Origin of the sequence: Larsenimonas salina, from assembly GCF_023736155.1 — a bacterium.
Classification (GTDB): Bacteria; Pseudomonadota; Gammaproteobacteria; order Pseudomonadales; family Halomonadaceae; genus Larsenimonas; species Larsenimonas salina.
In genome coordinates, this window is sequence record NZ_JAMLJJ010000004.1 from 263,451 (window position 1) to 289,262 (window position 25,812).

25 protein-coding genes and 1 riboswitch are annotated in these 25,812 nt (G+C 56.5%); of the genes, 9 read left to right on the forward strand and 16 right to left on the reverse strand.

Annotated elements, in window-relative coordinates:
- Window positions 1-230: 230 nt before the first annotated feature.
- Together NAT23_RS10145 and NAT23_RS10150 are read right to left on the reverse strand one after the other, a co-directional pair.
- Window positions 231-1,571, reverse strand: coding sequence for a hypothetical protein (locus NAT23_RS10145; RefSeq protein WP_251927960.1), 1,341 nt, complete (start codon window positions 1,569-1,571; stop codon window positions 231-233).
- On the reverse strand, window positions 1,546-1,767 hold the full coding sequence (locus NAT23_RS10150) for a hypothetical protein (protein ID WP_251927962.1): 222 nt from the start codon (window positions 1,765-1,767) through the stop codon (window positions 1,546-1,548). The genes NAT23_RS10145 and NAT23_RS10150 overlap by 26 nt, the downstream gene beginning before the upstream one ends.
- Window positions 1,768-2,434: 667 nt before the next feature.
- Window positions 2,435-2,558, forward strand: a riboswitch (TPP riboswitch).
- Between the two features lie 70 nt (window positions 2,559-2,628).
- Between NAT23_RS10150 and thiC the strand changes: the two genes are divergently transcribed.
- Both thiC and mqo read left to right on the forward strand, forming a co-directional pair.
- Window positions 2,629-4,515: a phosphomethylpyrimidine synthase ThiC gene (gene thiC / locus NAT23_RS10155; RefSeq protein ID WP_251927964.1), complete on the forward strand. Its 1,887-nt coding sequence runs from the start codon at window positions 2,629-2,631 to the stop codon at window positions 4,513-4,515.
- A 304-nt stretch (window positions 4,516-4,819) separates the two neighbouring features.
- Window positions 4,820-6,313 carry a malate dehydrogenase (quinone) gene (mqo, locus tag NAT23_RS10160; RefSeq protein ID WP_251927974.1) on the forward strand — a complete coding sequence of 498 codons (1,494 nt, stop codon included), beginning with the start codon at window positions 4,820-4,822 and terminating at the stop codon, window positions 6,311-6,313.
- A gap of 104 nt (window positions 6,314-6,417) precedes the next feature.
- Here mqo and NAT23_RS10165 read toward each other — a convergent pair whose 3' ends face one another.
- The 8 genes from NAT23_RS10165 to NAT23_RS10200 form a co-directional block, all read right to left on the reverse strand.
- Window positions 6,418-6,684 carry a hypothetical protein gene (locus NAT23_RS10165; RefSeq protein WP_251927975.1) on the reverse strand — a complete coding sequence of 89 codons (267 nt, stop codon included), beginning with the start codon at window positions 6,682-6,684 and terminating at the stop codon, window positions 6,418-6,420.
- Window positions 6,681-7,178, reverse strand: coding sequence for a hypothetical protein (locus tag NAT23_RS10170; protein ID WP_251927976.1), 498 nt, complete (start codon window positions 7,176-7,178; stop codon window positions 6,681-6,683). Before NAT23_RS10170 ends, NAT23_RS10165 begins: the two co-directional genes overlap by 4 nt.
- A gap of 82 nt (window positions 7,179-7,260) precedes the next feature.
- Complete coding sequence (locus NAT23_RS10175) at window positions 7,261-8,007, reverse strand: alpha/beta fold hydrolase (protein WP_251927977.1); 747 nt, start codon at window positions 8,005-8,007, stop codon at window positions 7,261-7,263.
- Between the two features lie 143 nt (window positions 8,008-8,150).
- Window positions 8,151-8,339, reverse strand: a complete 189-nt coding sequence (locus NAT23_RS10180) for a hypothetical protein (RefSeq protein WP_251927978.1) — start codon at window positions 8,337-8,339, stop codon at window positions 8,151-8,153.
- A gap of 141 nt (window positions 8,340-8,480) precedes the next feature.
- Window positions 8,481-8,870 (reverse strand): glutaredoxin family protein, encoded by a 390-nt coding sequence (locus NAT23_RS10185; protein WP_251927979.1) that lies wholly within the window; start codon window positions 8,868-8,870, stop codon window positions 8,481-8,483.
- 83 nt (window positions 8,871-8,953) lie between these two features.
- Entirely contained in the window at window positions 8,954-10,306 is a 1,353-nt protein-coding gene (locus NAT23_RS10190; protein ID WP_251927980.1) for a hypothetical protein, read from the reverse strand.
- A 28-nt stretch (window positions 10,307-10,334) separates the two neighbouring features.
- On the reverse strand, window positions 10,335-12,698 hold the full coding sequence (locus NAT23_RS10195) for a PAS domain S-box protein (protein ID WP_251927981.1): 2,364 nt from the start codon (window positions 12,696-12,698) through the stop codon (window positions 10,335-10,337).
- Between the two features lie 168 nt (window positions 12,699-12,866).
- Window positions 12,867-13,616, reverse strand: a complete 750-nt coding sequence (locus NAT23_RS10200) for a YIP1 family protein (RefSeq protein WP_350028328.1) — start codon at window positions 13,614-13,616, stop codon at window positions 12,867-12,869.
- Between NAT23_RS10200 and NAT23_RS10205 the strand changes: the two genes are divergently transcribed.
- Window positions 13,615-14,601 (forward strand): YihY/virulence factor BrkB family protein, encoded by a 987-nt coding sequence (locus NAT23_RS10205; protein WP_251927983.1) that lies wholly within the window; start codon window positions 13,615-13,617, stop codon window positions 14,599-14,601. The two genes, NAT23_RS10200 and NAT23_RS10205, sit on opposite strands and share 2 nt — an antisense overlap.
- A gap of 80 nt (window positions 14,602-14,681) precedes the next feature.
- Window positions 14,682-15,197, forward strand: a complete 516-nt coding sequence (locus tag NAT23_RS10210) for a PRC-barrel domain containing protein (RefSeq protein ID WP_251927985.1) — start codon at window positions 14,682-14,684, stop codon at window positions 15,195-15,197.
- Window positions 15,198-15,292: 95 nt separating this feature from the next.
- On the opposite strand, the gene NAT23_RS10215 is transcribed toward NAT23_RS10210, so the two are convergent.
- Window positions 15,293-15,778 (reverse strand): fasciclin domain-containing protein, encoded by a 486-nt coding sequence (locus NAT23_RS10215; RefSeq protein WP_251927987.1) that lies wholly within the window; start codon window positions 15,776-15,778, stop codon window positions 15,293-15,295.
- Between the two features lie 66 nt (window positions 15,779-15,844).
- Window positions 15,845-16,984, reverse strand: a complete 1,140-nt coding sequence (locus NAT23_RS10220) for a GNAT family N-acetyltransferase (RefSeq protein WP_251927989.1) — start codon at window positions 16,982-16,984, stop codon at window positions 15,845-15,847.
- Between the two features lie 59 nt (window positions 16,985-17,043).
- Here NAT23_RS10220 and NAT23_RS10225 point away from each other — a divergent pair, with 59 nt between their 5' ends.
- Together NAT23_RS10225 and pncB are read left to right on the forward strand one after the other, a co-directional pair.
- On the forward strand, window positions 17,044-17,319 hold the full coding sequence (locus NAT23_RS10225) for a DUF4190 domain-containing protein (protein ID WP_251927990.1): 276 nt from the start codon (window positions 17,044-17,046) through the stop codon (window positions 17,317-17,319).
- A gap of 89 nt (window positions 17,320-17,408) precedes the next feature.
- Window positions 17,409-18,575 carry a nicotinate phosphoribosyltransferase gene (gene pncB / locus NAT23_RS10230; protein WP_251927992.1) on the forward strand — a complete coding sequence of 389 codons (1,167 nt, stop codon included), beginning with the start codon at window positions 17,409-17,411 and terminating at the stop codon, window positions 18,573-18,575.
- 145 nt (window positions 18,576-18,720) lie between these two features.
- Here the strand turns inward: pncB and NAT23_RS10235 are convergent, their stop codons facing one another.
- The 4 genes from NAT23_RS10235 to gap all read right to left on the reverse strand — a co-directional run bounded on the left by NAT23_RS10235 (window position 18,721) and on the right by gap (window position 21,903).
- A complete protein-coding gene (locus tag NAT23_RS10235; protein ID WP_251927994.1) occupies window positions 18,721-19,560 on the reverse strand; it encodes a dienelactone hydrolase family protein in 840 nt (279 codons plus the stop codon).
- A gap of 162 nt (window positions 19,561-19,722) precedes the next feature.
- A complete protein-coding gene (locus NAT23_RS10240) occupies window positions 19,723-19,980 on the reverse strand; it encodes a hypothetical protein (RefSeq protein ID WP_251927996.1) in 258 nt (85 codons plus the stop codon).
- A 144-nt stretch (window positions 19,981-20,124) separates the two neighbouring features.
- Window positions 20,125-20,811, reverse strand: a complete 687-nt coding sequence (locus NAT23_RS10245; RefSeq protein WP_251927999.1) for a haloacid dehalogenase type II — start codon at window positions 20,809-20,811, stop codon at window positions 20,125-20,127.
- Between the two features lie 90 nt (window positions 20,812-20,901).
- On the reverse strand, window positions 20,902-21,903 hold the full coding sequence (gene gap / locus NAT23_RS10250; RefSeq protein ID WP_251928000.1) for a type I glyceraldehyde-3-phosphate dehydrogenase: 1,002 nt from the start codon (window positions 21,901-21,903) through the stop codon (window positions 20,902-20,904).
- Between the two features lie 259 nt (window positions 21,904-22,162).
- On the opposite strand from gap, the gene edd reads away from it, so the two are divergent.
- From edd to NAT23_RS10265, 3 genes are read left to right on the forward strand one after another with little or no spacing between them, the layout of a single operon-like run.
- Complete coding sequence (gene edd / locus NAT23_RS10255) at window positions 22,163-24,007, forward strand: phosphogluconate dehydratase (RefSeq protein ID WP_251928002.1); 1,845 nt, start codon at window positions 22,163-22,165, stop codon at window positions 24,005-24,007.
- Complete coding sequence (glk, locus tag NAT23_RS10260; RefSeq protein ID WP_251594141.1) at window positions 24,004-24,963, forward strand: glucokinase; 960 nt, start codon at window positions 24,004-24,006, stop codon at window positions 24,961-24,963. The genes edd and glk overlap by 4 nt, the downstream gene beginning before the upstream one ends.
- Window positions 24,960-25,811, forward strand: a complete 852-nt coding sequence (locus NAT23_RS10265; protein WP_251928003.1) for a D-hexose-6-phosphate mutarotase — start codon at window positions 24,960-24,962, stop codon at window positions 25,809-25,811. Before glk ends, NAT23_RS10265 begins: the two co-directional genes overlap by 4 nt.
- Window position 25,812: the final 1 nt, after the last annotated feature.

The window sequence follows — 25,812 nt, forward strand, 5'->3', positions numbered from 1 at the left end:
GTTTTCCTCTTTTTAATACCCAGCGCCGCATCACATAGGAAATTTAGGTCATAGCAAACAATTCGTTCAACAACAGCTCTTGGTTATACATCTTCAAGATTCACACCGAACTTTTTGACTCGTCTTTTATTTATTTCACTTTCAGAGGCAATTCTTCTTAGTGCTTCTGTAGCCCTGTTTGCGATTTCCTTTTGCTGATCACTAGCACTCCTAAATTGACCAAACTTCAATCAGGTTGTCACAAAAGATGACAAGTGAACCCCTCTTTCATTTTTAAACAAATGGTAATAATCATCAACTGATGTATTCGCCAGCACCACCTCATCACTCTGGTTCCAGGCACTTTTGCCAGCCATACGCTCTAATACTTGTTTAGCAGTCTCAGTATCAACTGATTGACTGTAAATATGATTGAATTTGTCTGCAATTTCCTGATCTCTGATATCGCCAAATAAATTAATTTCCTTCATATTAAAAAGCTCAGTTTCTTCTTTTCTATTCTTTATATAGATATCAATAATTTCAGATGCTTTATCATCTTCACCCAATTCCCTAAGCAACAAAACAGTTCCATTAAGATTTACAGGCGTTATATGTTTACAATTTTCCTTAAAGCTTTCATATAAACATTTTACCACTTCGTCGCCATTATTCTCAAATGTATCATGATAAAGTCGCCACGCGCTTGAAAAAGAACCTTCAGACTTTGAAGCTATAACCTGTTGGTTTTTATCAGCAGCTTTTTCTTTAAGCTCATCCTCAACAAAATAACCTGTTTTTACAAATTCTGATAAAAAAAAGTCCAATTCATCAGTTAGCTGGTAGTTGTATGCTTGTAGCGTGGTTTTCCATTTCTTCTGTTGGTCGTCAACTGCCTCATCCCCGATGCCTAGTAAAGTATAGCTTTTACCAGTAATAAACTCTAAAGGTGGTATTTCCTCATTAGAACTTGAACAAAAATAACTCCATGCATACAGAACTAGCGAATGTAAAACTTGATCTGATACCTCAGGTTCAAACTCCTTAACCAGCGGAAGGGCTAGAGCAGCTAATCTTTCGATTTTTTTAAGAATACGAATATTTCGAATTCCGAGGCTTGTTGTTAGCTCTCTCAATTTAGAAAAATTAGGCGTTTGCTGGGAATATGCAATTTCCGCGCATTCTTCTGGATCAGGTGCAAAGACAAGCTCGATGTCAATTACTTTTTCACGATATTTTTTATAATCATTCAAGCCTTCCTCCCCATCATTAAGAAGCAATACTACCTTACAATTTTTTTGCTCCTTTAGCAGTGAGACAAGACCCAAGACATCTTTTATCTCAAGACCTTTTCCTTTTCTTTCTAGATCGTCTATGCATATCAACATTTTATTCAGAGACAAAAAAGAAATGGTCTCTATAGCCGGGGCAAATGATTTAACTACTGAAGCACCTTTGAAGAAATTAAAAGACTGTCTGCCAAACGACTCTGCTAAACTTGCAGTATTGGTTTTTAAGGTTTCGAGACTAGCCTCAGTGCCGATAATTTCTTTTTTTATCGTATTTTCAAAAAATTGTGTATTTAAAAGCATCCAAGGAGTTAACACCAAAAAGAGAAACGTAAGAATAGCGTCCGAGCTTAACCTTATCTTTAGCGCAAGCTTCTTTAAGAAATTCTTTCCAGCTAAAGGTCTTTCCGATTCCCCATTCACCTTTGATAGCCATAACTTCAGGTTGTTCTGAAGATAAGAATCGAAAGATTTGATCTTTAATTACTTCGACGGACATTTTTGCCACCTCCAATGTAAAAAATCGATCCTATACTTGATCCTATGATACCAACGAACTCAAAAAGCCGCTTATTAGCATTATATGGCAACCTACCTTAAATCAAATTCATCTCATCGACCTCATATTCGGAAAACTTTATCTACTTATCTACAATTCGCATACAGACAGCTCCTTTCTCAACAGTAGCATGCAAACAAACTCTAAAATTAATAAAATATAATCCATAAAAATAACAGATAACCTCCAGATACCTTATAGGAAAAACGCTATAACCTATGCAACGAGGAAACCTACTGCTCTTGGATTCGACTTTTCTCTCGCGCTTATGCCATACAGCACTTTGCCATTAAGCAATATAGAGGTGGTGCAGTTTTTGGAGCATCTGTCCATAGAAGCACGTGCCATCAGCCACACAGAACCATGCATTGAACGCGGTCATTTTTTCTCTATTGCCATGCACTGGAGCAACCTGTAAACGATATTGGCTTTTTTATCGTGCCAAACGCCCGCAGCGTTTATCCGTCGTGCTTTCCCATCAAGAAGTCATGCGCGTTTTCGGCCATCTTCCAATCTCAATACTTCTTTTTACGAGGCAAGGCGCCGGACAGGGCTTGACCGCCCAGCGCCGAACAGCACAGACTAATCCGGCGATGGCATAGCCATCATCTGCTTGACGGGGTGCCGGTGGAACCGGCTGAGATCACTTTGTGTCGCAACGCGATACCACGGTGGATCCCGATGAACCTGATCCGGCTAATACCGGCGTAGGGATCAAGCGGCGATACCACGCCTCCCATGACGTCGTTCGCCTCCCCGATCCTGCGCTCCAGCCGGCATTGATTGCCAATGGGAGCACACATGACTACCCCTCAGTTTCTGTCCGAATCCGCCCGCGTTGATGAGGCCGCCATCCAGCCGCTGCCAGCATCGCGCAAGACCTACCTCCAGGGCTCACGCGCCGATATTCAGGTGCCGTTCCGTGAAATCACGCTCTCTCCGACCACCACCTCGGGCGCGCATGAAGAGAACCCGCCCGTGCTGGTCTATGACACCTCAGGCCCCTACACCGACCCCGCCGCCTCGATCGACATTCGAAAGGGCCTGCCGGAACTGCGTCGCGCCTGGATCGATGAGCGCGGCGACACCGAACGCCTGAGCGGCCTGTCCTCGAACTACGGCAAACAGCGCGCCAATGACCCGCGCACCACCACCCTTCGCTTCGACTTAAAACGCACGCCCTACCGCGCCAAGACCGGCCAAAACGTCAGTCAGCTTCATTACGCTCGCAAGGGCATCGTGACGCCGGAAATGGAGTTCGTTGCGCTGCGGGAAAACCAGCGTCGTCAGGCCCTGGGCTCCGAAGAAGTAGAGCGCCTTTTGAACCAACAGCATGCGGGCGAGGGCTTTGGCGCGGTACTGCCGGAAGAAATCACGCCTGAGTTCGTGCGTGAGGAAATCGCCCGGGGTCGCGCGATCATTCCGGCCAACATCAACCACCCTGAAACCGAGCCGATGATCATCGGGCGTAACTTCCTGGTGAAGATCAACGGCAATCTGGGCAACTCGGCGGTCACGTCCTCGATCGAGGACGAAGTCGACAAGATGACCTGGGGCATTCGCTGGGGCGCCGACACCATCATGGATCTCTCGACGGGCCAGAACATCCACGAAACCCGAGAGTGGATTCTACGGAACTCGCCGGTACCGATCGGCACGGTGCCGATCTATCAGGCGCTCGAAAAAGTGAACGGCGTGGCCGAACACCTGACCTGGGAGATCTTTCGCGACACCCTGATCGAGCAGGCCGAACAGGGCGTTGATTACTTCACCATTCACGCAGGCGTTCGGCTCCATCACGTGCCGATGAGCGCCAAGCGCCTGACCGGCATTGTCTCCCGCGGCGGCTCGATCATGGCCAAGTGGTGTCTGGCCCATCATCAGGAAAGCTTTCTGTACACGCATTTCGAAGAGATCTGCGAGATCATGAAAGCCTATGACGTATCGTTCTCGCTCGGTGATGGCCTGCGGCCCGGCTCGATCTACGACGCCAACGATGAGGCTCAGTTCGCCGAGCTCGAGACTCTGGGTGAGCTTACCCAGATTGCCTGGAAGCACGACGTTCAGGTGATGATCGAAGGGCCGGGCCATGTGCCGATGCACATGATCAAGGAAAACATGGACAAGCAGCTCGAGTGCTGTGACGAGGCGCCCTTCTATACTCTCGGGCCGCTCACCACCGACATCGCGCCGGGCTATGACCACATCACCTCCGGCATCGGCGCGGCGCAAATCGGCTGGTACGGCTGTGCGATGCTCTGCTACGTCACCCCGAAAGAACACTTAGGGCTGCCCAACAAGGACGACGTCAAGACCGGCATCATCACCTACAAGATCGCCGCTCACGCCGCCGATCTTGCCAAGGGGCATCCGGGCGCGCAGCGCCGGGACAACGCGCTATCGAAGGCTCGGTTCGAATTCCGCTGGGAAGACCAGTTCAACCTCGCCCTCGACCCGGATACCGCGCGCGCCTTTCATGATGAAACCCTGCCGAAGGATTCCGCCAAGGTGGCGCACTTCTGCTCGATGTGCGGCCCCAAGTTCTGCTCGATGAAAATCAGCCAGGAAGTGCGCGATTACGCGCGCGACAATAATCTCGACGGCGACGAACAGGCCATGCGCGAAGGCATGAAGGAACAGGCCGAGAAATTTCGCCAGACCGGCAGCAAGCTCTATCGTGAAGTCTAGACACGTGCGTACTTAAGCGACCCGGTCCACCGGCCGTTATCGGTTTTATAGATAGCGGCCGACGAGACCTTGCCCCCCAAGACTTTGAATCTCGCCGTAAAGAGGCGCAAAATGCGTCATGCTGCACTGCAAACAAGCAGGCAGAGCGGCACTGCCCCAGCAGGCAGCGTCGGCAGATGAAGCGGCGCCTTGCTATCTCACCGCTTTTAACCGGCACGTGCCGCGATCAGTGCTTTACTTGGGTACGCATAATAAAGCAATTGTCTCGGCCACATGATTTCAGGATTTGACATTGACACACGCTATGAATGAGTCCGTAGACGTCGTTCTGGTCGGCGCCGGCGTCATGAGTGCGACGCTTGCCACCCTCTTGCAGGCGCTCGAGCCTGAAAGCCGGATTGAAATTCTGGAACGACTGGACAGCACCGCCAGTGAAAGCTCGTATGCCTGGAATAACGCAGGTACCGGGCATGCCGCTTTGTGCGAGTTGAACTACACCCCTCAAGCCGATGATGGCTCGGTCAGCATCGACAAGGCCGTAAGCATCAACACCATGTTCGAGGAGTCCAAGCAGCTCTGGAGCTACTTCGTTGAACGGGGGGACCTGGGCGACCCGCGGGGCTTCATTCATCCAGTACCGCATATGAGCTTCGTGCGCGGGCAGAAGGACGTGAATTTTCTTCACGCCCGCTTCGAGGCTTTGAAAGCACATCACTGCTTTGCGGACATGAGCTACACCGAAGACCGCGCCCAGATCAAGCAGTGGGCCCCGCTTTTGCTCGATGGCCGCGACGATAACGAAGCATTGGCTGCCACGCGCGCCGAAGGCGGCACCGACGTCGATTTCGGCGCGCTGACCCGCATGATGCTAAAACGCCTCGAGGCGTTTCCAGACGAGCAGGTGCGCGTTAGCACCGGCCAAAGCGTGACCGACTTGAAACGAGGTGACGACGGCCGCTGGACGGTCTCCGTCGAAACATCAGACGGCAAGACGCGTACGCTCACCGCCAAGTTTGTCTTTCTCGGTGCAGGTGGGGCGGCGCTCCATCTGCTTCAGAAAAGCGAGATTCCAGAAGCTAGCGGTTACGGCGGCTTCCCGGTCAGCGGCCAGTGGCTTCGCTGTGACAAGCCAGAGATCGTCGAACGTCACCTGGCCAAGGTCTACAGCAAGGCACCGGTCGGCTCCCCGCCAATGTCGGTACCGCACCTGGACACTCGAAACGTCGATGGCTCGCCGTCACTCCTGTTCGGGCCGTTTGCAGGCTTTACCACCAAGTTTTTGAAAACCGGTTCGGTATTTGACCTGGTCAAGTCCGTTCGCGGCTCCAACCTCTCGCCCATGCTGTCGGTTGCGAAAAACAACTTCGATTTGCTGAAGTACCTGATCGAGCAGGTGCGCCAGTCTCACACCGACCGTGTCGATGCGCTGCGCGACTTTTTTCCCAACGCACGCGATGAGGACTGGCGCCTTGAAGTGGCCGGCCAGCGTGTTCAGATCATCAAGAAAGATCCGGAAAAAGGCGGCATCCTGCAATTCGGAACCGAGGTCGTTGCCGCAGGCGATGGCTCCCTGGCGGCACTGTTGGGCGCCTCGCCTGGTGCTTCTACCGCGACCTCGATCATGCTCGGGTTGATCGAGCAGTGTTTCCCCGAGAAGTGCCAGTCGCCCGAGTGGCAGGAGCGCCTGAACGCAATCGTACCGGCGCGCGCCAAGACACTTGCAAGCCAGGCCGAGACGCTTAATGAGGTGCGCCATCGAACGCACCAGACGCTGAAACTCAACGACCCGACCGTCTAGTGGTGCGCCCCCTGGTACATGAGCGCGTACCAAGGACATAAAAACGCCCGACCGGGTTACCCCCGGTCGGGCGTTTTTACTGAAACGGTCTTGCGCTGATCGAGTTACCGAAAGACCAGACGCCGCGTCATGACGATGCCCACCACCACGAGCGCGATGCCCGGCAGGGTCAACATGGCGTACGTGCTTTCGCGAGTAATCGCGAACAGGCCCCATTTCTGAATGAAGACCGGTGCAATGATCAGAATAAGCCCTACCATGATGGTGCCTGCGCTTTTCGCGTATCCCTTGATCAGAAGGGTCAACGACGACACCAACAGCGCAATAACGGTCGTGACCAGCATCATGATCAACCAGGCTGAAGCCATCATGAGTGCGCCTCCTTTTCAAGATCACGCCTGAACGCCAGCTTGAAGCAGGACGCAAGCATGGTGACCGATACAATCATGAACCCAAGACACAGCGGGAGCAGCACACTGTAGGCGTGCTCATAGACCTGAAACAGCGTGATCGAGTCCCACCGGGCGATCAGATCTATGTGCTCGAAAAAGCGCAGCATGTCGATCGGGCCGCTAGAGGTCGCAACGATCGCGATATAAGCCGCGTCCGCCAGGAGCACAAGCAACCCAAGTAGCGAAGCCGCCCCCAAGCCTTTTTGCCCTCGCTTGAACAGCGTCAGGGTCCAATAGGCCAGGGAGGCAAGCACCACCACGGCCACGAGCGTGGCCAACCACGGCGCCGCCGCAACGGCGCCAAACGCCGCCTGTTTGGCGTCGTAGGTTCTGATCACCCCGACCGTCGTTTGCGCCCAGGCCGGGGCGCCCACCGCCATCAACCCTGCAGCACTGGCTGCGTTTTTCCACATAACCGTTTTGCCTCGATGCGATTCTCAAGAAACGGCCACAAGCCTAAAGTAATCCCGACGCGATGTAATCCCTCATTGCGCATCAAGCCTTGCGTGCAATGACATTGAGCCGCTCGGCAAGGCGCTCCGGCATTTCCATTGGCAGAAGGTGCCCATATCCTTCAAACACCTCGAGCGAGGCATTTTCAAGCATGGGCATGACCAGCTCACGCTGCGTTGCTGGCGGAAGCGAGGGGTCCTGATCACCGACAAGCACCCACGTCGGCACGGCAAGTACACCGACCTCATCGCGCATGTCCTCGGCGTAGGTCGTGCTCGGCCAGGCGCGCCAGGCCTCCGGGTGCGCGTTCATGGCATCTGTAACGGCTGCGTTATAAAGCGCGGCATCGAGCTCGACCCCAATGGCCCCATCGATGAACGCACGCGCCTGAGCCTCGCTGAAATCGAACCCGAGCTGAAATTGCTGCTCCTCCTCGCTGACCGGCTGCGGCCCAACCGGTGCCGGTGCGACCAGAACCAGCGCGTTCAGCCAGTCAGGCCGCTCGGAGGCAAGCATCATGGCAATGCGCCCGGAAAACGAGTGCCCCACCAGGATGACGTTCTCAAGCGCCAGCCGCTCGATGCTGTCGCGGGCGTGGCGGGCCATCGAGTGACTGTCGTAACCAGACTCGTCTCGCGCATCGCCGAACCCGGGCATATCGAGTGTGACGACTCTAAATGACGGGTCGAGGCGATCAATAACGTGCTGCCACTCACGGTGGGAGCTTCCGAAAAAATGCATCAATACCAGCGTTGGGCGTCCTTGCCCACGGTCACTCGCGATCGTCATGCGTCCCTGTCCTTTTACTGGAAAGAAAATGTCCATAAAGCGTAGCGGGCTTTCAGGGCCGCCACATGACACTCATGTGCGCACCAATAAAAAAGGCAGCCAGAGGCTGCCTTTTTACATCGTTTTTAGAGCGCCGTGCGCGATCAGGTATGTCGATGGTCTTCTTTCTTTTCCGAACGCTTGAACTTTTCGCCGGCCTCATCCTGATCACGTTCGCCTTTTTTCTCAAGGTCATGATCATCGGTAACTTCGCCGGTTTTTTCCTGGATCTTGCCGCCGACCTTGTCGACCAGCTCTTCGGCCTTGGACCGCTTGTCGTCTGACTCGGACATCCGTGTTCTCCTTGGTTCAACGCGCTCCCGAATCAGTTCGGGAGAGACTTTTAACAACACATGAAGAGCTTAGAATGAAAATGTCGATTACGAAATAGTCCATGTACGGACAATGGTCGCAAAGAGCAGGCTCGGCCCGCGTCACACGGCGAAACGTTCCTTGAGGTAGCGGTTAATGTCGTCTGATTCATACATCCATTCCTCACGACCGCCGTCATGAACGATTTTAAGGCACGGCACCTTGACGCGCCCTCCGCCCCGCTCGAGTTCTTCACGCGCCTCGGGGTCCTTTTGGGTATTTTTCATGCCAATGGGCAACGCGAGCCCGTGAATCTGTTTCTTGACCTTGATGCAAAACGGGCAGGAGGCGAACTGATAAAGCGTCAGTTGTCGACATGCGGCATCGACCTTGGCCTGTTCTTCCTTTGAGCGAGTGACGGGCTTGGGCTTGGAAAGCGCAGCGTACGCCAGCATGAAGGGCATCAACAGACGCCGCAAAGCCCTGAAGAAAAAGCGGATAACAACGTTCATGGGAGCTCCCGATGATCAGCTCGATGAAAAGAAGGACGTGATATAAAACGGACCAGTGTACCAGTACACCTATCGAGCACAACTTACGCCGGTTTAACGGCTTCAACTGCTTCAAGATCCACAATCCGGGTGTGATTGAGCGTCACTTTCCAGCGACGAATCACCATCTGCTCACCTTCCATAGTCCGAATCACCAGGTTGACCTGATAGCGCTTCTCCACATCGAAGCGTTGAATTGCCCCGTCCTCGACGTCAAACACCTGATAACGGCCCGGGTCCATCAATCGAGCAATCGACTGGAGATCAAGCGTAATCACTTCACGCGTGCGCTCATAGCCGCTTAGAAATCGTTTTGGCGTATGCGACGATCGGCTCTTGTAATGCAGAACGTGCTCATCTCGCTTGGTCACGTTGCCCTTGCGAGCACGCCGAATGGCCTCGGGCAGCGTCTGGTAGCGGGCGTAATCGAACCACTCGAGCGAGCGCCCGACCATATCCCCGCTGAAATTGTCGAAATACTGCCGACGCCACTTGGGCCGACCGCGCCTGAGCCAGCGCCAGAGCGTGTTGCGAAGGTCGTCCTTGAAAACCTCGCGCGCGGCATACATGAGCGCGACCACCAGCACAAAGCGAAGCGTCAGATCGCCAAGCAGGGTACGCGCCTCGAACATCAGCATCGACACCACCACCATGACCATCCCCGCAGCCAATGCCTTGACCCCTTTCTGCTCGAGCCGCCCGAGCTCGACCCGCTTCTCCTTGAGCGTGACCGGATACTCGATCAACCGTCTGAGAAGACGCATCTTGTTGGACATTCGAGACGGACTGGCCATCGCACGCTCGGAATTGTATTGGTGCTCGCGCCGATACTGGTTTTCCTGCTTGGCCACATTGATCAACGCCATGCGCCCGGAACGGGCATCTTCCTGTTCCTCAATGCTTGCCGCCAGCGACAGCATGGTCTGCTCGGTCAGCCAGGACAGGTAGTTATCGATATTGATGAAGTATTTTCCCAGCCGCTCCTCGGCCGGTTTCTGGCGCCTGAGCCGTCTCAGAATGCTTTGGCACAGTTCAGTCAGCTCATCGAGCTCTGACGATGTCATGGTCTCCTTGCCTTCAAGCGCCCGGCTGCGCTGCTCGAGGGCGACCGCGTATTGAAAGGCATAAAGACTCAGCCCCGACCGATAGCGCTCGGGCGACAGCTGCGTTCGGCGCGCCAGCCGGCTGTGAATCAGCGGCAGCTCGTGGCGAGTGCTGTAATAGGTTCGCTTGATGTGAAGTGCGCCGTGATAGAACTCGCTTTCAGACACCACTTCGGCGCTGAACCCAAGCTCACCCGGCAGGAACAGATAGAAGTCGAATTCGTGCGAAGGCTCATCGCCCAGAATGCGCGAAATGCGCAGCGAAAACCCTTCTCGATGGTCTACGTTGATCAACCGTTACTCGGTGGTCGGCCCAAAACATCTAGTCTAGCGTACTGAGCGGAAAGAGCATGTAGAAGCAACTCCCCTCCCCCTTGCTGGAGCTGAACCCGATCCGCCCGCCCATGCCTTCGGTAAGCTCCTTGCTGAGCGCAAGCCCGATACCAAGCCCGTTATGACGGCGCGTGGTCGATCCATCGGACTGCACGAAGCGCTGAAACACATAGGCCTTGAATTCATTGTCGATGCCGACCCCTTGATCGATCACACTGAGCCGGACGTCTCCATCCAGGCGCTCGCCGACAAGCTCGACGACAGAGCCTGTGGGCGAGAATCGAATGGCGTTGTCGATAAAGCAGGCAAACACCTGATCGATCCGCTTGGCATCAACGCGAATTAACGCACGCCGGGCGCAACTAACCCGGAACGTAATGCCGGCCTTGTCGGCCAGCTCACGGTGACGTTCAACCTGGCGCTCGAGAAGCGTCTCGACATCGAGCTCCTCGAATTCAAACGTCATATGGCCACTGGTGATGCGCTCCATATCCAGAAGGCTTTCCACCAGCGACTGCAGCTTGAAGCTGCTGTCATGAGCCACCTTGACCATTTCGATGGCTTTTTCGGGCAATACGCCAAGCACGCCTGCGCTCAACATGCCAAGCGAGGCATTGATCGACGTCAGCGGCGTTCGAAGCTCATGGCTGACCGAGGAAATGAACTCGCTTTTAAGCTCAGCCAATCGATGGCGCTCGGAGGTATCCATGATCTGTACGATGAACTGGCGCGGGGTCCCATCACTTTCAGGAATGATCGCGCAGCGCATGTCGCCCCATAACCCCCTGCCATCCGCTCCCCGGAACCGGCCTTCGAGCTGATAGAACATGGTTTTGGTCTGGGCAAGAAGCTCACGCCCCATCGCCTTGGCCTTGGCCCAGTCGTCCGGATGCATCAGTTCCTTGAACGCACGCGTGCGCCAGGTCTCGCTGTGATAGCCGAACAGGGCCGGAAACGCGGCGTTGGCTTCGATGATGTGGCCGTCGAAATCGGTCAGCGCCATTGCAATGGGGGCGGTCGAAAAGGCTTGATTAAACTGCTTGCGAGAGGCCTTGAGCGCATGCTCGCTGACCACGCGAGCGGTCACGTCGTGCATGATCGCGACCGCACCGAGCGGTGTCCCGTCCATCGAGACAATGGGGTCTGCGTTGGCGGATACGTGTCGAAGGGGGTAGCCCTTGCGCGCGATGACCATGGGGGCGCCGCGAACGGATTCGCCGTTGAGCGCCCGTATGAGCGGGATACGCTCGAGTGCCAGCGGCGTTTGGCCATCGGCCTCAAACAGATCGTAGTACTCACTCCACTGCTCGGGGGGCAGGCTCCGAATGTCCGCACCGTGCCATTGAAGCGCGGTTTCATTGAACACCGTAAGCTCCCCTTGCGCGTTGCACGCCACCACTCCAGCCGAGGCCGCACCCATGATGCGCTGATACATGGCCCGTTCGGCCTCGACCGCAACGTGGCCCTGACGCTGCCCGGTCACATCCGAAAGAATGCCGTACCACTTCACCCCGCTGCCAAACCGCTCGGGCATCGCTTCGATGTAAAACCAGAACGCTTCGCCCTCGAGGGTGACCTGCACACACACCTGCATCAGCGTCAAGGCACGGCAGGAGGCGATCAGGGACCGCACCAGCAGGTGGCGGTCACTTCGTGACATCTTGGTCAGCAAATAACCGGGATCGTCCCGCAGGGTCGATTTCGCAATCCCTGAAAGCGATGGCATCGAGGCACTGATAAACGGTAGCCACAAACGCCCGACGTTGTACTCAAGCTCGAACAGCGCCCCCGGCACCCGGTTGGTCAGATTGGAAAACCGCCCGGCCAGACGCTGGTAGTTATTGCGACTTTGGCGAAGCTCGAGCAACTGAACGATCTGGCCGGCCAGAACTTCAAGCGTATGACGTTGAATATCGTTGAGTACGCGCGGCTTGGTATCAATGACACAGAGCGTGCCGAGCGCGAAACCGTTAGCGCTTTTAAGCGGCATGCCGGCGTAGAAGCGAATGAACGGCGGGCCGATCACCAGCGGGTTGTTGGCAAGGTGCGGCGTTTCGTGGGTGTCGTTAATTTCATAAAGCGCGCCCTGCAGGATGGCAAAGCCGCAAAACGCCACCTCTCTTGGGGTCTCGGTCACATCGAGGCCAATGCAGCTCTTGAACCATTGGCGCTTTTCATCAAGCAGGGAAATGAGTGCAATCGGCGTGTCGCAGATCGCACGGGCAAGCTCGGTCAATCCATCGAAATCGGCTTCAGCGGGGGTATCGAGAATCTTGAACAACTCGAGCTCTTCGAGCCGTTGCGCCTCATCTGCCGGCAAGGGCGCAGGCTTGTAATCGGTGGATTCATTCATCGTCGATGCCCTGTTTTCTCAACCATGTTCGATACATCAAGCATCGGTACGATGGCGAAAAACTGAAGAAGGCAACCCGGGTTTATTCAGAATAAATAATATTTATTATTTTAATTCAAATCATAAAAAATCAATTCTTCTTATCTAACAAACAGCGGCTCCCGCGGTTCATAGAAGCTGAAACGACAGCGCCTGGGCGAGAGCGACCACCGCCAAAACCAGCATGCTTAAAAATGTGGCCGCCGTGATCAGCGCCGCTTGCACCTTCGAACACCTGTGCGCCTGAGCGACGCCGACCACCGTGAGATACCACCCGAATACGATCAGCCCCATCTTGATAAACGACATCACAAGCGCGGCAGCCTGACCGCTGACCGCGTCACCCACGGTAAAATAATTCATGCCGGTCAACGCGATCTGGGTGAGCTCGAGCAGCAGCACCAGACACAGCGGCACATTCGACCAGAGCAGCACCTTGAACAGATCAAGTGCCGTACCCCGCCCGCCAAATGCTCGCCCCATCATCGTAGTAAGCGCCACCATCAATGCCATGCCGAGTACGCCGGAAGCAGCGCCCCCAAGCACTACCAGCCCCACGATGGCCATCAGGCCATGCGTCAGGCCGACGCCTGCAAGACTTGCGGTTTCAATGCTCCACACCCATCCCATGCTGAGGATGAGTACCATCGCATACGCTCGGGGCGCAGCGATCTTGAGCAGATCAGTCATGGTATGGCGAGGCGTCAGCCATAATGCAATCCATGGGCTGGATCGTCTCTGGGCGAGGTAGGACGTTCGGGTCAATCGAGCACCTTTTGAATGTTGCCGTATCATGTCGCCAAGCGACTCAGGTACTTTAATCGGCCGATACCAAGCTATGCTTTGATCTAACGGATTTTCTGATTGGATACCCGACATGCCCGAGCGCAGTACTGCCACCTACAAACAGGACGCCGCCACCTCTGCCGTGACGCCCATGCAACTGCCGCTCAAGGCAATGCTGTCAGCGCTTTGGCGCGTCAAGGGGTTGATGACCGACACCTACGCGAACATGGTGGCCGCAAGCATCGCCTTTTACGGTCTGCTGGCCATTTTTCCCGCCATTGCGGCTTTGATTTCTCTATGGGGGCTGATTTCAGACCCCGCGGCCGTTCAGAATCAGATCGATGCCATGAGCGGCTTCGTACCCCAGGAGGCGGTGGCCATCGTCAGTCAGCAGGCGTTGAAGGTAAGTTCCAACCCACAAACCGGCATGAGCCTGACCGCGATCGGGGGGCTGCTGTTTACGTTCTACAGTGCCTCAAAGGGCGTGCGGGGGTTCATGGCCGGGCTTAACATCATGTACGGCGAGAGCGAGCACCGCGGCCTGATCCGCCAGACGCTGACCAACGTCATCCTTACCATGGCGCTGGTGGCCTCAACGATCGTGACGCTTGGCGCCCTGGCGCTCGTGCCGCTGGTTCTGCATTTCCTGCCGATTCACGGTGCAATCGAGTGGATTGTTCTGTCGCTTCGCTGGCCACTGCTTTTGATGCTGGTGATGTTCTCACTGGCTCTTTTATACCGCTTCGCGCCGGATCGACGCAGTGCCCGCTGGCAGTGGCTGACGCCCGGGGCGCTGGCCGCCACCATTCTCTGGCTGGTAGGCTCGATCGGTTTTTCGGTCTATGTGCGCAATTTTTCGAACTACAACGAAACCTATGGCTCACTCGGAGCCGTGGTGATTCTTTTGATGTGGTTCTGGCTGTCGGCCTACATCGTTTTACTTGGCGCAGGCATCAACCGGGAGTTCGAACGGGAAACACGGGAAGACACAACGGTGGGTGAGGATCGCCCGCTCGGGGAGCGCAACGCGTTCGCTGCCGATACGCTGGCCGGGTCGGACGTCGAGAAAAAAGACTGACCTGTTTAACGAATGCGTCACATAAACTACATTGGGATGTACATGCAGGATGCATGCAATACGCGAAAGGAGAAAAAGCGATGTCTATGAAAACCCGTTTGCTGGGCATGACCCTTGTAACTGTCACCACATTTGGCGCCACCGGCGCGATGGCGGCGGACACCAACAATGTGCAAGGGCTTTACAGCGCCGATGAATTGATGGACGCAGATGTCTATCTGAAATCGGACAGCAACCGCGAAATCGGCGACGTGGAAGATATTCTGCTCGGTGAAGACATGAGCGTCCAAGCGATTGTCATCGATGCCGAAGGACTTGATAACGAAGGTAACTACGTCATCAAAAAAGGCGACTTCACGGTGCAGACCAGCCCGGATGACAACCTGGACAACATCGAGTATCGCGTGACGGTCGACATGGATGAAAAGGCCATTGCCGAACAGCCGCAGTACACCAACGACTGGTGGCAGTCCTCCAAGGCGCAGGCAGCCGACGCGTGGGATCACACCAAAAAAGGTGCCCAGAGCGCCTGGAACAGCACCAAGTCTGCAACGGCCAATCTGCTTGATAGCGCAAGCGACGCCATCGACAACTGAGTTTTGTCCCCGCATGAAAAAGCCCGCCTTGAGCGGGCTTTTTCATACGACCACGGTGCACCGAAAAACACGGCACAGTCGCGTGAATCCCCGGGCTACTGCCTTGGAATCAAGACCTGATCAAGCCGGTAGATGCGCCCCGACGTGAACGCCTGAACAGCCTGCGCCTCGACGCCGCTGACTCGAAGCGCGCCCGACTCGGCTTCGATTATAAGCGATTGCCCCTGTTCTGAGCCCAGCGCATGGCGCTGTTTCGCTTCCTTCGGCGCGATGTTTCCGGCCACCAGGTGCAGGTTCAGCACATCTCGCAACCGGTCTCGGTTGCTGCTTGAAAACAACTTGCTCTTGTCGGGCACATCAAGCCGTGAGAATGCATCATTTGTCGGCGCAAACACCGTCATCGGGTGCGCCGTATCTGCACTCTTGAGCGTGTCGTCAAGCCCCGTGAGCTCGAGCCCCTTAACAAAGCGCGAATACTGTGGTGCCGATTCAAGCGCCGTCCACAGGGCGGAATTCGCCTGCGCGGTAAGCGATGTGACCCCGAGGCACACCGCAATGAACACCTTCCTTGCTGATTTCATGTCCTCTCTCCCTGTTGCTGATAAGGCGCCGGGCACTTTGTGCTTGCGCCGTGACGCCAAAGCCCGTCAGGGCGAGGCGACCTTGAACGGCAGCGCCTGGGCGGCCTCGCCACGCACGTCGTCCATCACCGCACGTTCACGCTCGAGAAAATCCGCCACCGCCTGGTAAAAGCGCGCGTCTCTAAGCCAGTGCAGCGAGTAGGTCGTTATGGGTTCAAATCCCCGGGCAATCTTGTGCTCCCCTTGGGTGCCGGGGTCGAACCGGGTAAATCCATGTCGAATGCAGTACTCGATGCCCTGATAGTAACAGGCCTCGAAATGCAGGCTGTCTGCGTGCACCTCGCTGCCCCAGTACCGCCCATACAACGTGGTTTCGCCCTTGAAATAAAGGGCTGCAGCGATCGGGCGTTCCCCCACTCGCGCCTGAACCAGCATTAGATGCTCCGGCATGGTGGCCAGAAGCCGTTTGAAAAATGCGTCGCTGAGATACGGTGACTGCCCCCGCTCGAAATAGGTGATCTGATAACAGCGATAGAAGTGAGTGATCGCGGCTTCATCGATGCCCTCGCCGTCCAGACAGTGAAGCGTGATGCCCTGCTCGGCCACCTTTCGACGCTCCCGGCGCACTTCCTTTCGGCGCTTGGAGGTCATGAGATCGAGAAACGCATCAAACGTCTCATACCCACGATTAAACCAGTGATACTGCATACCATGACGCATCAGAAGCTCGGGAAAATACTGCTGCCATAACCGTGTTTCAGCGTGACCTGGAAACAATAGATGCCAGCCGGAACCTCCATGCGCTCGAATCGAGTGTGAAACAAGCTCAAGCGCGCGCTCGGGCGCGATGTGATCGGCAAGAACAAGACGCGGCCCGGTACTTGGCGTGTAGGGGATCGCCGAGATCTGCTTGGGGTAGTAAACCTGCCCTGCGCGCTCCCAGACGTCTGCCCACTGCCAATCGAAGATGTACTCCCCGTAGGAATGGGTTTTATCAAAGCCCGGCAGAAAGCCGACCAGCGTGTTTTGTTCCATCAACACCCGATGACATGGAGACCATCCGGTATCTTCGCTGACATCGCCAGTCAGCTCCAGAGCGCTTAAAAAGGCGTGATGCATGAAGGGGTAGTCCGGGTCGACCAGAGCGTCCCAGGCAGAGCGCTCTATTTCATCAACGCCCTTGATCTCGCGAAGTTCGAGTGTCATAACTGTCTGCCACGTTTACTGTTGAGCCAATCACTTTGGCCAATCACATCTGAATCACCATGACCCTACCCGACAAACACGCCTCGACCAATGTCATGGCCCTTGTGGCCTTCGGACTGAGTCTTCTGTCCTTTTTCGTCGCGCCGGCCTGCCTCGGTGGCATCGTCTGTGGCCATGTCGCCCGCGCTCAGATACGTCGCAGCCACGAAAATGGAGACAGCTGGGCGGTGGCAGGTCTGGTTATCGGCTACCTCATGCTGCTTGCGTCGGTGGCCGGTTTGCTGGTGTTCGGCGGTGTCATATTGACGTTTTTTGGCATCGCGGCGCTGACGTGAGCCTGCACCATGCATCATTCAACTTAGACGCACGCCTCTGATGACGCTAAGCTCGCTCATCGATATCACGGCAGGACACCCAAGGTCAGATGCTCGATTCAATACTGGACAACGATTTCTACAAGTTCACCATGCAAAACGCCGTGGTGAAGCTCTTCCCCAACGCGCACGCCCGCTATAGCTTCATCAACCGGGGGCAACACAGCTTTCCACCGGGGTTTGCCAATGAGCTTCGCCGGGCCGTCGATGAGATGGCCCACCTTCGATTGACCGAAGACGAGCGGAGCTACCTGGAAACCACTTGTCCTTATCTCGACCCGACCTACCACGATTTTCTGCAAGGCTTTCGCTTCGACCCAAGCGAAGTCAGCATCGAACAGCACAATGATCAGATCGAGGTGCATGTCGAAGGGCTCTGGTATCGCACCATCTTGTGGGAAGTGCCGTTGATGGCGCTGATCAGCGAGCTTTGGTATACCTGCCGAGGCGTGGCGCGGATCGAGGATGACGCCATCGTCGAACGCACGCGCCAAAAGATCGAACACTACAGCCATATCGGTGTCCGTATCGCCGAATTCGGCACGCGTCGGCGGCATTCCTTCAAGGTACATGACACCGTGGTCGATGCGCTCGCTCGCTTCGGTCAGGACAGCTTCACAGGCACCAGTAACGTCTATCTGGCCATGAAGCATGACGTCAAGCCGCTTGGCACCCATGCCCATGAATGGTTCATGTTTCACGCCGCACGTTTCGGTTTCAAGATGGCCAACATCCTGGCACTGGAACACTGGGTCAACGTCTACCGGGGGGATCTCGGTATTGCGTTGTCCGATACCTTCACGACTCAAGCTTTTTTCGAGAGCTTCGACAAGATGTTCGCCAAACTGTTCGACGGCGTTCGCCATGACAGTGGCGACCCCATCGCGTTTGCACGCGCAACCATCGAGCATTACGAAAGCCTTGGCATCGACCCCTTGAGCAAGACCATCATCTTCTCCGACGGGCTCGACCCGGACAAGGTCGATAACATTGCCCGGTTCTGTACTGGCCGTATCGGTATGTCGTTTGGCATCGGCACCAACTTCACCAACGATGTCGATGTCGAACCCATGAACATCGTGGTGAAGATGACCGCCACGCGCCCTCAGGGTCAGCAGTGGATGCCGGTCATCAAGCTCTCTGATGTGCGGGAAAAGAATACTGGCGACCCGGAAATGATCACACTGGCGCGAAAGGTGCTCTCACTCGATGAGTGACCCCGCGCCGGAGACGCCGCAAGCGCGCAGAAAGCGCCCTTGCGGCCACGCGGTACTGACGAGCACCTGCCGACTTTAGAGTACCTATTTACCTTGAAGCACCTATTTACCTTGAAGTACCTGCTTATCTTGGAGCACCTGCTTACTATGAACTTGGGCGTCCGGCACTGCTTGAAAAGACCTTATTGAACAGGTTAAGCATGACCTGCCATGAGGCGGCGTCTGCGGCGGGGCTGTAGGCCAGCGGCAGGCCGAATTTTTCCGCTTTTGCATCGACGTAGGGGTTGGTAAAGGCGTGCTTGGCGCCTGGATACTGAATGAGCGTGACGTCGGTATCCACCGACTTATAGGTCTCCAGAAGCGCCGCTAGGTCCTCCTGGTTGACCAGCTCATCGTCTAGACCATTTTGGATCAACACACGCCCATCGAAATGGGTCGGCGTCTGAACGACCTGACCGGGGCTGCCGTGAAAGCTGACGACCGCTTTGAACGGCATGCCATCGAGCGCGGCGTTAAGTACGACGCCACCGCCGAAACAGTAACCGATGGCAGCCACCCGGTCAGGGTCGACACCGCCTTCGGTTTTCAAGATATCCGTGGCCGCACGCAAATTGGCCTCGGCCGCCGACCAGTCACTCATGACTGCCTTTGAAAACGCGCCGGCATCGTCGGGGTGCTCAGCGGTCTTGCCACCGCCGTACATATCCACCGCCATCGCTACGTACCCGAGCGCAGCCAGTTCTTCGGCGCGCTGGCGAACGTACTCGGTCTGCCCCCACCACTCATGCACCAAAAGAATGCCCGGCCGATTACCTTCGGCCTTGGTGTCACGGGCGAGAAAGCCAGTGTAGCTTTCGCCGTTGACGCTGTAGGTCACTTCATTGGTATGCACGTCCGGGCCGACATTCCCGATCACACTGCCCTCGGCTCCATAGGCACCGACGCTGGCCATCAAGAGCCCGATCCCAAATACTGTCGCTTTCATCGTGTCTTGTTCTCCTTGTTTGACATGGCCGCACCGGCTTGAAATGACGACACAGACCTGAAATCACCACACAGGCTTGAAATCACATGGGCGAATACGCCTGAGCGCTCACGCACCGCGCCAATCCGCGCACAGCAAAACGCCGCGCAAGCGCGGCGTTGTTCAGGCACGTCGACGAGGCTTCTGCTCTTCCTTATAGGCGTCATCGTCGGCGCGCCGACGCGAGGCCTCGACCAGTGCGGCCAGATGGTCGTGCGTCATGACCACTTGCTCGGGTCGCTCGGCGTCTTCCCACAACACGTCAATGATTGGATAGTCACCGCATTGATCAATTCCGGTGACCTTGCCGGATCGATCACACCGGCTGTCTTTCAAAGTCGCTCCCAATAACTGAGAAACGCCACAAACATAGTGTTTCATGGGCCCAGGCCTTCGGTCATGTTCAACACAACCGCTTTTGTAATGTTAAGAATGTGTAACCGCATAGACCGATGGTTTGTCAAGCCATCATCGAATAAGTTTCGCTACTTCTACACATTACAAAGCCCAAGTCAATCAAGGCGCTCACTGTGCCCACCACGCGGCCAGCGCCTCCAGGCTCTCTACGGTATGAGTCGGCGCCAGCGCCTCGTCTTCAATCACGGACCGGTCACGGTGCACCCAAGCTGCATTCAGGCCCACATGGCGCGCGCCCTGAATGTCCCAGGCATTACTTGATACTAACCAGGTGTTGTCCGGGCTGGACGCCATTGTCCGCATCAGATGCAGGTAGACCTGAGGGTCTGGCTTGAAGCGCTTGATGTCATCAACGCTTACCAGCGCATCGAACTGATCGATAAGACCTGCCTGGGTAAGCACATTCTGCATGGCATCAGCAGTGCCATTGGAAAACGCCACCATGGTCACATTTTGTGTTCGCAACGCCTTGAGCCCCGCCAACGTGTCACTGTGCGGTGGGAGCGTCCCATAGCCTTTCAATAGAGCTTTGCGCTGCGCCTCATCGAGCTGATGCCCGCCCTCTTCCAGTACCGCATTGAGCGCATCCTGCGTACAAAGTGCGAAATCGACATAGCGCCCCATCAAGCCTCGACGAAAGGCCAAATTCAATTGGCGCGCTCGCCAGGCCTCGCTCACGGCCTCGGCCTGGTCGCCGAGCGCATCACGCATCATGTCGGCAAGCGAGCCCGTGTCGAGCAGCGTTCCATACACATCGAACGCTAAAACCGGTTGCGAAGTTTTCTCCGTGCTCATATCCCCTCCCTGGATAACTGGGCCATAAAAAAGGCAGCCCAAGGCTGCCTTTTTTCTAGAAGCTCTAGAAGCGCTAGAAGCGTAGAGCGCTTACCAGGTCTTCGCCATCGCAAGCGCGGTATCGAGCATGCGGTTGGAGAAGCCCCACTCGTTGTCATACCAGGCCATGACCTTGACCAGGTTACCGGACACACGGGTGTGGTTCTGATCGAAGATGGACGAGTTGGCGTTGTGGTTGAAATCGATCGAGACCAGCGGCTTGCTGTTGACGTCGAGAATCGGAGACGCCTCGGCTGCCTTGGCCACCAACGCGTTGATTTCGTCCTTGGTGGTCTCTCGAGACGCTGTGAATGTCAGATCCACCACGGAGACGTTGATTACCGGGACACGAACCGCAAAACCATCGAGCTTACCATTCAGATCCGGAAGCACCTTGCCTACGGCCGCGGCGGCGCCGGTCTTGGTCGGGATCATGGAGTGCGTGGCGCTTCGCGCACGGAACGGGTCCTTGTGATACACGTCGGCCAGGTTCTGGTCATTGGTATAGGCATGAATGGTCGTCATCAAACCGGTTTCAATACCGACGCCTTCATGAAGCGCCTTGGCGACCGGCGCCAGGCAGTTGGTGGTGCAGGAGGCGTTGGAGACCACCTTGTGTTCGGCGGTAAGCGTTTCGTCGTTGACGCCAAAAACGATGGTGGCGTCCGCGTCCGGGCTCGGCGCGGAAATCAGTACGCGGCTCGCGCCCGCCTCGAGGTGCTTACCAGCCGACTCGCGGGTGGTGAAAATGCCGGTGCACTCCATGACCAAATCGACCTTGAGGCTATCCCACGGCAGTTGCGTCGGATCGCGTTCGGCCAGAATGCGGATCTTATCGCCGTCAACACTCAGGTTCTCGTCATCATGCGACACGGCAAAGTTGAAGTGGCCGTGCGTCGTATCATGCTCAAGCAGGTGGGCGTTCAGTTCAGGGTCGCCCAGGTCATTGATGGCCACGACCTCGACCTGATCCCGGTATCCGTTTTCATACAGCGCTCTGAGGACGTTTCGACCGATTCGACCAAAGCCGTTGATTGCTACGCGCAAAGTCATTTCCTGCTTCCTCCTGATTCCATAGATGATCGCTGTACTGCCAAGGACGACGGTGTAGCCCTACTACACTCCCGCGACCGCCAGGATCGTCCCTGTCGTAAAATTCTGCGTATCAAAGTAGACCAAAATGCCCTTTTTTGAAACATTACTACGAAACGAGGGCAATCTCGACCCAAAACGGGGCATTATTCACCCCTCTTTTTTGCTAAATTTACACAATAAGCTAGTCAAACTACACCACCTTGAGCCGAGGAACACCATGACCGTGCATGATACTGTCGCGAAGGTCACCGAGCGCATCGAACAACGCAGCCAGCAACGGCGCGCCCGCTACGAACGCCTCATGGAGCAACAGCATGCCGATGGCGTTCATCGGGGCGAATTATCCTGCGGCAACCTGGCACACGGGTTTGCCGCCTGCGGTGCAACCGACAAGGAACGGCTTAAGCTGACCAACAGCGTCAACGTCGGCATCATCTCCTCCTACAACGACATGCTGTCGGCGCACCAACCCTTTAAGGATTACCCAGCCCTGATCAAGCAGGCAGCACACGCGATGGGGTCAACCGCGCAGTTCGCAGGCGGCGTGCCCGCCATGTGCGATGGCGTAACCCAGGGTCAGCCCGGCATGGAGCTGTCGCTGTTCTCACGAGACGTGATTGCGATGTCCACGGCCATTGCGCTGTCACACAACATGTTCGACGCTGCTGTTTATCTTGGTATCTGTGACAAGATCGTGCCAGGACTCTTCATCGGCGCGGCGCGCTTTGGCCACCTTCCGGCCATCTTCATTCCCGGCGGGCCGATGCCGTCAGGACTCCCCAACAAGGAAAAGGCGCGCATTCGCCAACTATTTGCCGAGGGCAAGGTCGGACGCGACAAGCTGCTCGAGGCGGAGTCCGAGTCCTATCACAGCCCCGGCACGTGCACGTTCTACGGCACCGCCAACTCCAATCAGATGATGATCGAGCTGATGGGGCTTCACCTGCCGGGCGCCTCGTTCGTCAATCCGAATACGCCACTGCGCGACGCGCTTACCGAATACGCCACCGAGCAGGCCATCCGTAATACCGAACTGAGCGGCACCTATCGCCCGTTCTACAAGCAGATTACTGCCAAGGCGATCGTGAATGCGCTGGTCGGTTTGCTGGCCTCAGGCGGTTCCACCAACCACACTATGCACTTGATCGCCATGGCCGCCGCCGCCGGCATCACCCTGACCTGGGATGATTTTCACGATTTGTCCGAAGTGGTTCCGAGCCTGACCCGCATCTACCCGAACGGCCAGGCCGACATCAACCACTTCCAGGCGGCCGGCGGCACCAGCTTTTTGATTCGCACCCTGCTTGACGCCGGCCTGATGCACGAAGACATCGACACCGTCTTCGGCACCACCATGGCCGATTATGTCAAGGAACCGTTTCTGGAAGACGGTAAACTGGTCTGGCGTGAAGGGCCAACGGCCTCACTCGACGAAGACGTACTGCGCAGCTGCGACAACCCGTTCGCCCCGACAGGCGGACTGAGGGTACTTGAGGGCAACCTGGGGCGCGGCGTCATCAAGGTTTCGGCCATCGAGCCGGACAAGCGGTTCGTCGAGGCGCCCGCTCGAATCTTCAGCGATCAGAACCAGCTGAAGGCCGCCTTCGACCAAGGTGAGCTCGATCGTGACGTGGTCGTTGTCGTACGGTTTCAAGGGCCACGAGCCAACGGCATGCCTGAACTTCACAAGCTCACGCCGTACCTCGGCGTGCTTCAAGACCGCGGTTACAAAGTAGCACTCGTGACCGATGGCCGAATGTCCGGCGCATCGGGTAAAGTACCTGCCGCGATACACATGACACCCGAAGCGCTGGATGGCGGGCCGCTTGCCAAGCTCAAGGACGGCGACATCGTCCGCCTCGACCCCGATAACTGCGAACTGAGCGCACGGGTGGACAGCGACGAATGGGCCAGCCGTGAGTGTCACCGCGAAAGCGTTGACCACTATCATCACGGCATGGGCCGAGAGCTGTTCGTCGGACTGCGTACCATGGTCGGCGGAGCGGAAGAAGGCGCCTGCAATTTCGGCAGCTTCGGGGATATCGAAGGAGAAAGTAAATGACACGCCCAGCTCTGGTCGGCGACATCGGGGGCACCAATGCCCGTTTTGCGTTGGTCACTCCCGGCAGTTTCGATCTGCACGACATCGAAACGCTTCCCTGCGCCGATTACGCCAATCTGGACGATGCCGTTCGCGCCTATCTCGAGAAGGTTGGCAGCAAGGCGCCCAAGGAAGCCTGCCTGGCGTTTGCCTGCCCCGTTCACGATGACACGGTCAAGATGACCAACAACCCGTGGCGGTTCAGCAAGCGCGCAATGAAGGAAGAACTCGGCCTCGATAACTTCAAGGCCATCAACGATTTCACCGCGATGGCGCTCGGCCTGCCCCACATTCCCGAAGAAGATCTGATCCAGATTGGCGGCGGACACAGTGAAAGCGGGCGCGCGCGACTCGTGATCGGCCCCGGCACCGGCCTGGGTGTTGCCGGCCTCGCGCCCAGCCAACGCTATTGGATACCGCTCTCGGCCGAGGGTGGCCACGCAAGTTTCGCCCCGACCGATGATTTCGAGGTGAAGCTTCTGTGCTGGTTCCGTGAACAGTACGGTCGCGTCTCCATCGAGCGCATCCTGTGCGGTCAGGGCCTTCTGGACCTCTACCGGGCGCTGTGCGAATTTGCAGGCATTACGGCAACGCTCGATTCGCCGGCAGCCGTGACCGACGCCGCCCGTGAGGGCAACGAGCAGGCCAAGGGCGCAATCATGCTCTTTTGCAAGATCCTGGGCGACGCCACCGGCGACGCCGCGCTGACCCTTGGTGCCCGCGGCGGTGTCTATCTGTGCGGTGGCGTGCTTCCTCGCATTCTCGACTTCCTTCAGGAAAGCGACTTCCGCCGGGCCTTCGCCGACAAGGGCCGCATGGGGCACTACACTGACAGCATCGCCACCTGGGTCGTCAAAGCCAAGTGGACAGGACTTCTGGGTGCCGCCGAAGCACTGCACAATGAGGAGGTGTCATGAGCGAGTCGCTCTCAGCGCTCATCGAACAGACACAAGGTCGGCGCGATGCGACGTGGCACGACTTTTCGGTTCACGTCATCAATGAAGCATGGGGCAGCCTTGTGGTTGCCCATCAAGGCGCCCAGCTTCTGCACTTCGCGCCCAAGGGTCAGCGCAACTGGCTTTGGACCACCCCTACGCCCAAACCTGCTCCGGGCGCCATTCGCGGCGGTATACCGCTGTGCTGGCCATGGTTCGGTGACGCCGATACTGCCGGTGAACCGGCCCATGGGCGTGCACGAACCGCAACGTGGCGCCTCGACGCCGTCGATGAGCATGAAGAAGGCGTTGAGCTGCATCTGACGCCGACGGAGCCGCTCGATTCGCAGCTCACGCCGCGCGTGGTCATTCAGGCCAATGCCAAACGACTCAACGTCGAGCTGATCACGGAACACACCGGCGACACGCCCACGAGCTTCACCCAGGCCCTGCACACGTACCTAAGCGTCGATGATGCCTTCGACGTCCGCATTGAAGGCCTGGCCGGCGCGCGCTATCTCGATAAGCTCGAGGGGTTCAAGGAAAAGACCCAACAGGGCGAGCTCGGCATTCGCGGCGGGCTTGATCGCATCTATCACTCAAGCCGCCCCCTGTTGTTGCGCTCAGGCTCGGCTCAGCGCCGCATTGCCAAGCAGGGCAGCGATTCAAGCGTGGTCTGGCATCCGGGCGACCAACGCCCTGGCGACATTCCCGCCGAGGAAAACACGCACTTTGTCTGCGTGGAAGCCGCATGTACTCAGCTCGACCGTGTCTGGCTTGCCCCCGGCAGCCAACATCTTCTCTCCCAGCATCTCTCGCTCGAGGAATGAG

Coding starts and splice junctions, on each gene's coding strand:
- NAT23_RS10225 (WP_251927990.1), top strand. CDS start 17,044: ATGACCCTACCCGACAAACACGCCTCGACCAATGTCATGGCCCTTGTG.
- NAT23_RS10235 (WP_251927994.1), bottom strand. CDS start 19,560: ATGAAAGCGACAGTATTTGGGATCGGGCTCTTGATGGCCAGCGTCGGT.
- NAT23_RS10205 (WP_251927983.1), top strand. CDS start 13,615: ATGCCCGAGCGCAGTACTGCCACCTACAAACAGGACGCCGCCACCTCT.
- NAT23_RS10220 (WP_251927989.1), bottom strand. CDS start 16,984: ATGACACTCGAACTTCGCGAGATCAAGGGCGTTGATGAAATAGAGCGC.
- NAT23_RS10180 (WP_251927978.1), bottom strand. CDS start 8,339: ATGTCCGAGTCAGACGACAAGCGGTCCAAGGCCGAAGAGCTGGTCGAC.
- NAT23_RS10175 (WP_251927977.1), bottom strand. CDS start 8,007: ATGACGATCGCGAGTGACCGTGGGCAAGGACGCCCAACGCTGGTATTG.
- NAT23_RS10145 (WP_251927960.1), bottom strand. CDS start 1,571: ATGCTTTTAAATACACAATTTTTTGAAAATACGATAAAAAAAGAAATT.
- NAT23_RS10245 (WP_251927999.1), bottom strand. CDS start 20,811: ATGAGCACGGAGAAAACTTCGCAACCGGTTTTAGCGTTCGATGTGTAT.
- edd (WP_251928002.1), top strand. CDS start 22,163: ATGACCGTGCATGATACTGTCGCGAAGGTCACCGAGCGCATCGAACAA.
- thiC (WP_251927964.1), top strand. CDS start 2,629: ATGACTACCCCTCAGTTTCTGTCCGAATCCGCCCGCGTTGATGAGGCC.
- NAT23_RS10265 (WP_251928003.1), top strand. CDS start 24,960: ATGAGCGAGTCGCTCTCAGCGCTCATCGAACAGACACAAGGTCGGCGC.
- NAT23_RS10200 (WP_350028328.1), bottom strand. CDS start 13,616: ATGTCGGGTATCCAATCAGAAAATCCGTTAGATCAAAGCATAGCTTGG.
- NAT23_RS10240 (WP_251927996.1), bottom strand. CDS start 19,980: ATGAAACACTATGTTTGTGGCGTTTCTCAGTTATTGGGAGCGACTTTG.
- mqo (WP_251927974.1), top strand. CDS start 4,820: ATGAATGAGTCCGTAGACGTCGTTCTGGTCGGCGCCGGCGTCATGAGT.
- NAT23_RS10165 (WP_251927975.1), bottom strand. CDS start 6,684: ATGATGGCTTCAGCCTGGTTGATCATGATGCTGGTCACGACCGTTATT.
- NAT23_RS10215 (WP_251927987.1), bottom strand. CDS start 15,778: ATGAAATCAGCAAGGAAGGTGTTCATTGCGGTGTGCCTCGGGGTCACA.
- gap (WP_251928000.1), bottom strand. CDS start 21,903: ATGACTTTGCGCGTAGCAATCAACGGCTTTGGTCGAATCGGTCGAAAC.
- NAT23_RS10170 (WP_251927976.1), bottom strand. CDS start 7,178: ATGTGGAAAAACGCAGCCAGTGCTGCAGGGTTGATGGCGGTGGGCGCC.
- NAT23_RS10185 (WP_251927979.1), bottom strand. CDS start 8,870: ATGAACGTTGTTATCCGCTTTTTCTTCAGGGCTTTGCGGCGTCTGTTG.
- NAT23_RS10210 (WP_251927985.1), top strand. CDS start 14,682: ATGTCTATGAAAACCCGTTTGCTGGGCATGACCCTTGTAACTGTCACC.
- NAT23_RS10195 (WP_251927981.1), bottom strand. CDS start 12,698: ATGAATGAATCCACCGATTACAAGCCTGCGCCCTTGCCGGCAGATGAG.
- pncB (WP_251927992.1), top strand. CDS start 17,409: ATGCTCGATTCAATACTGGACAACGATTTCTACAAGTTCACCATGCAA.
- glk (WP_251594141.1), top strand. CDS start 24,004: ATGACACGCCCAGCTCTGGTCGGCGACATCGGGGGCACCAATGCCCGT.
- NAT23_RS10150 (WP_251927962.1), bottom strand. CDS start 1,767: ATGTCCGTCGAAGTAATTAAAGATCAAATCTTTCGATTCTTATCTTCA.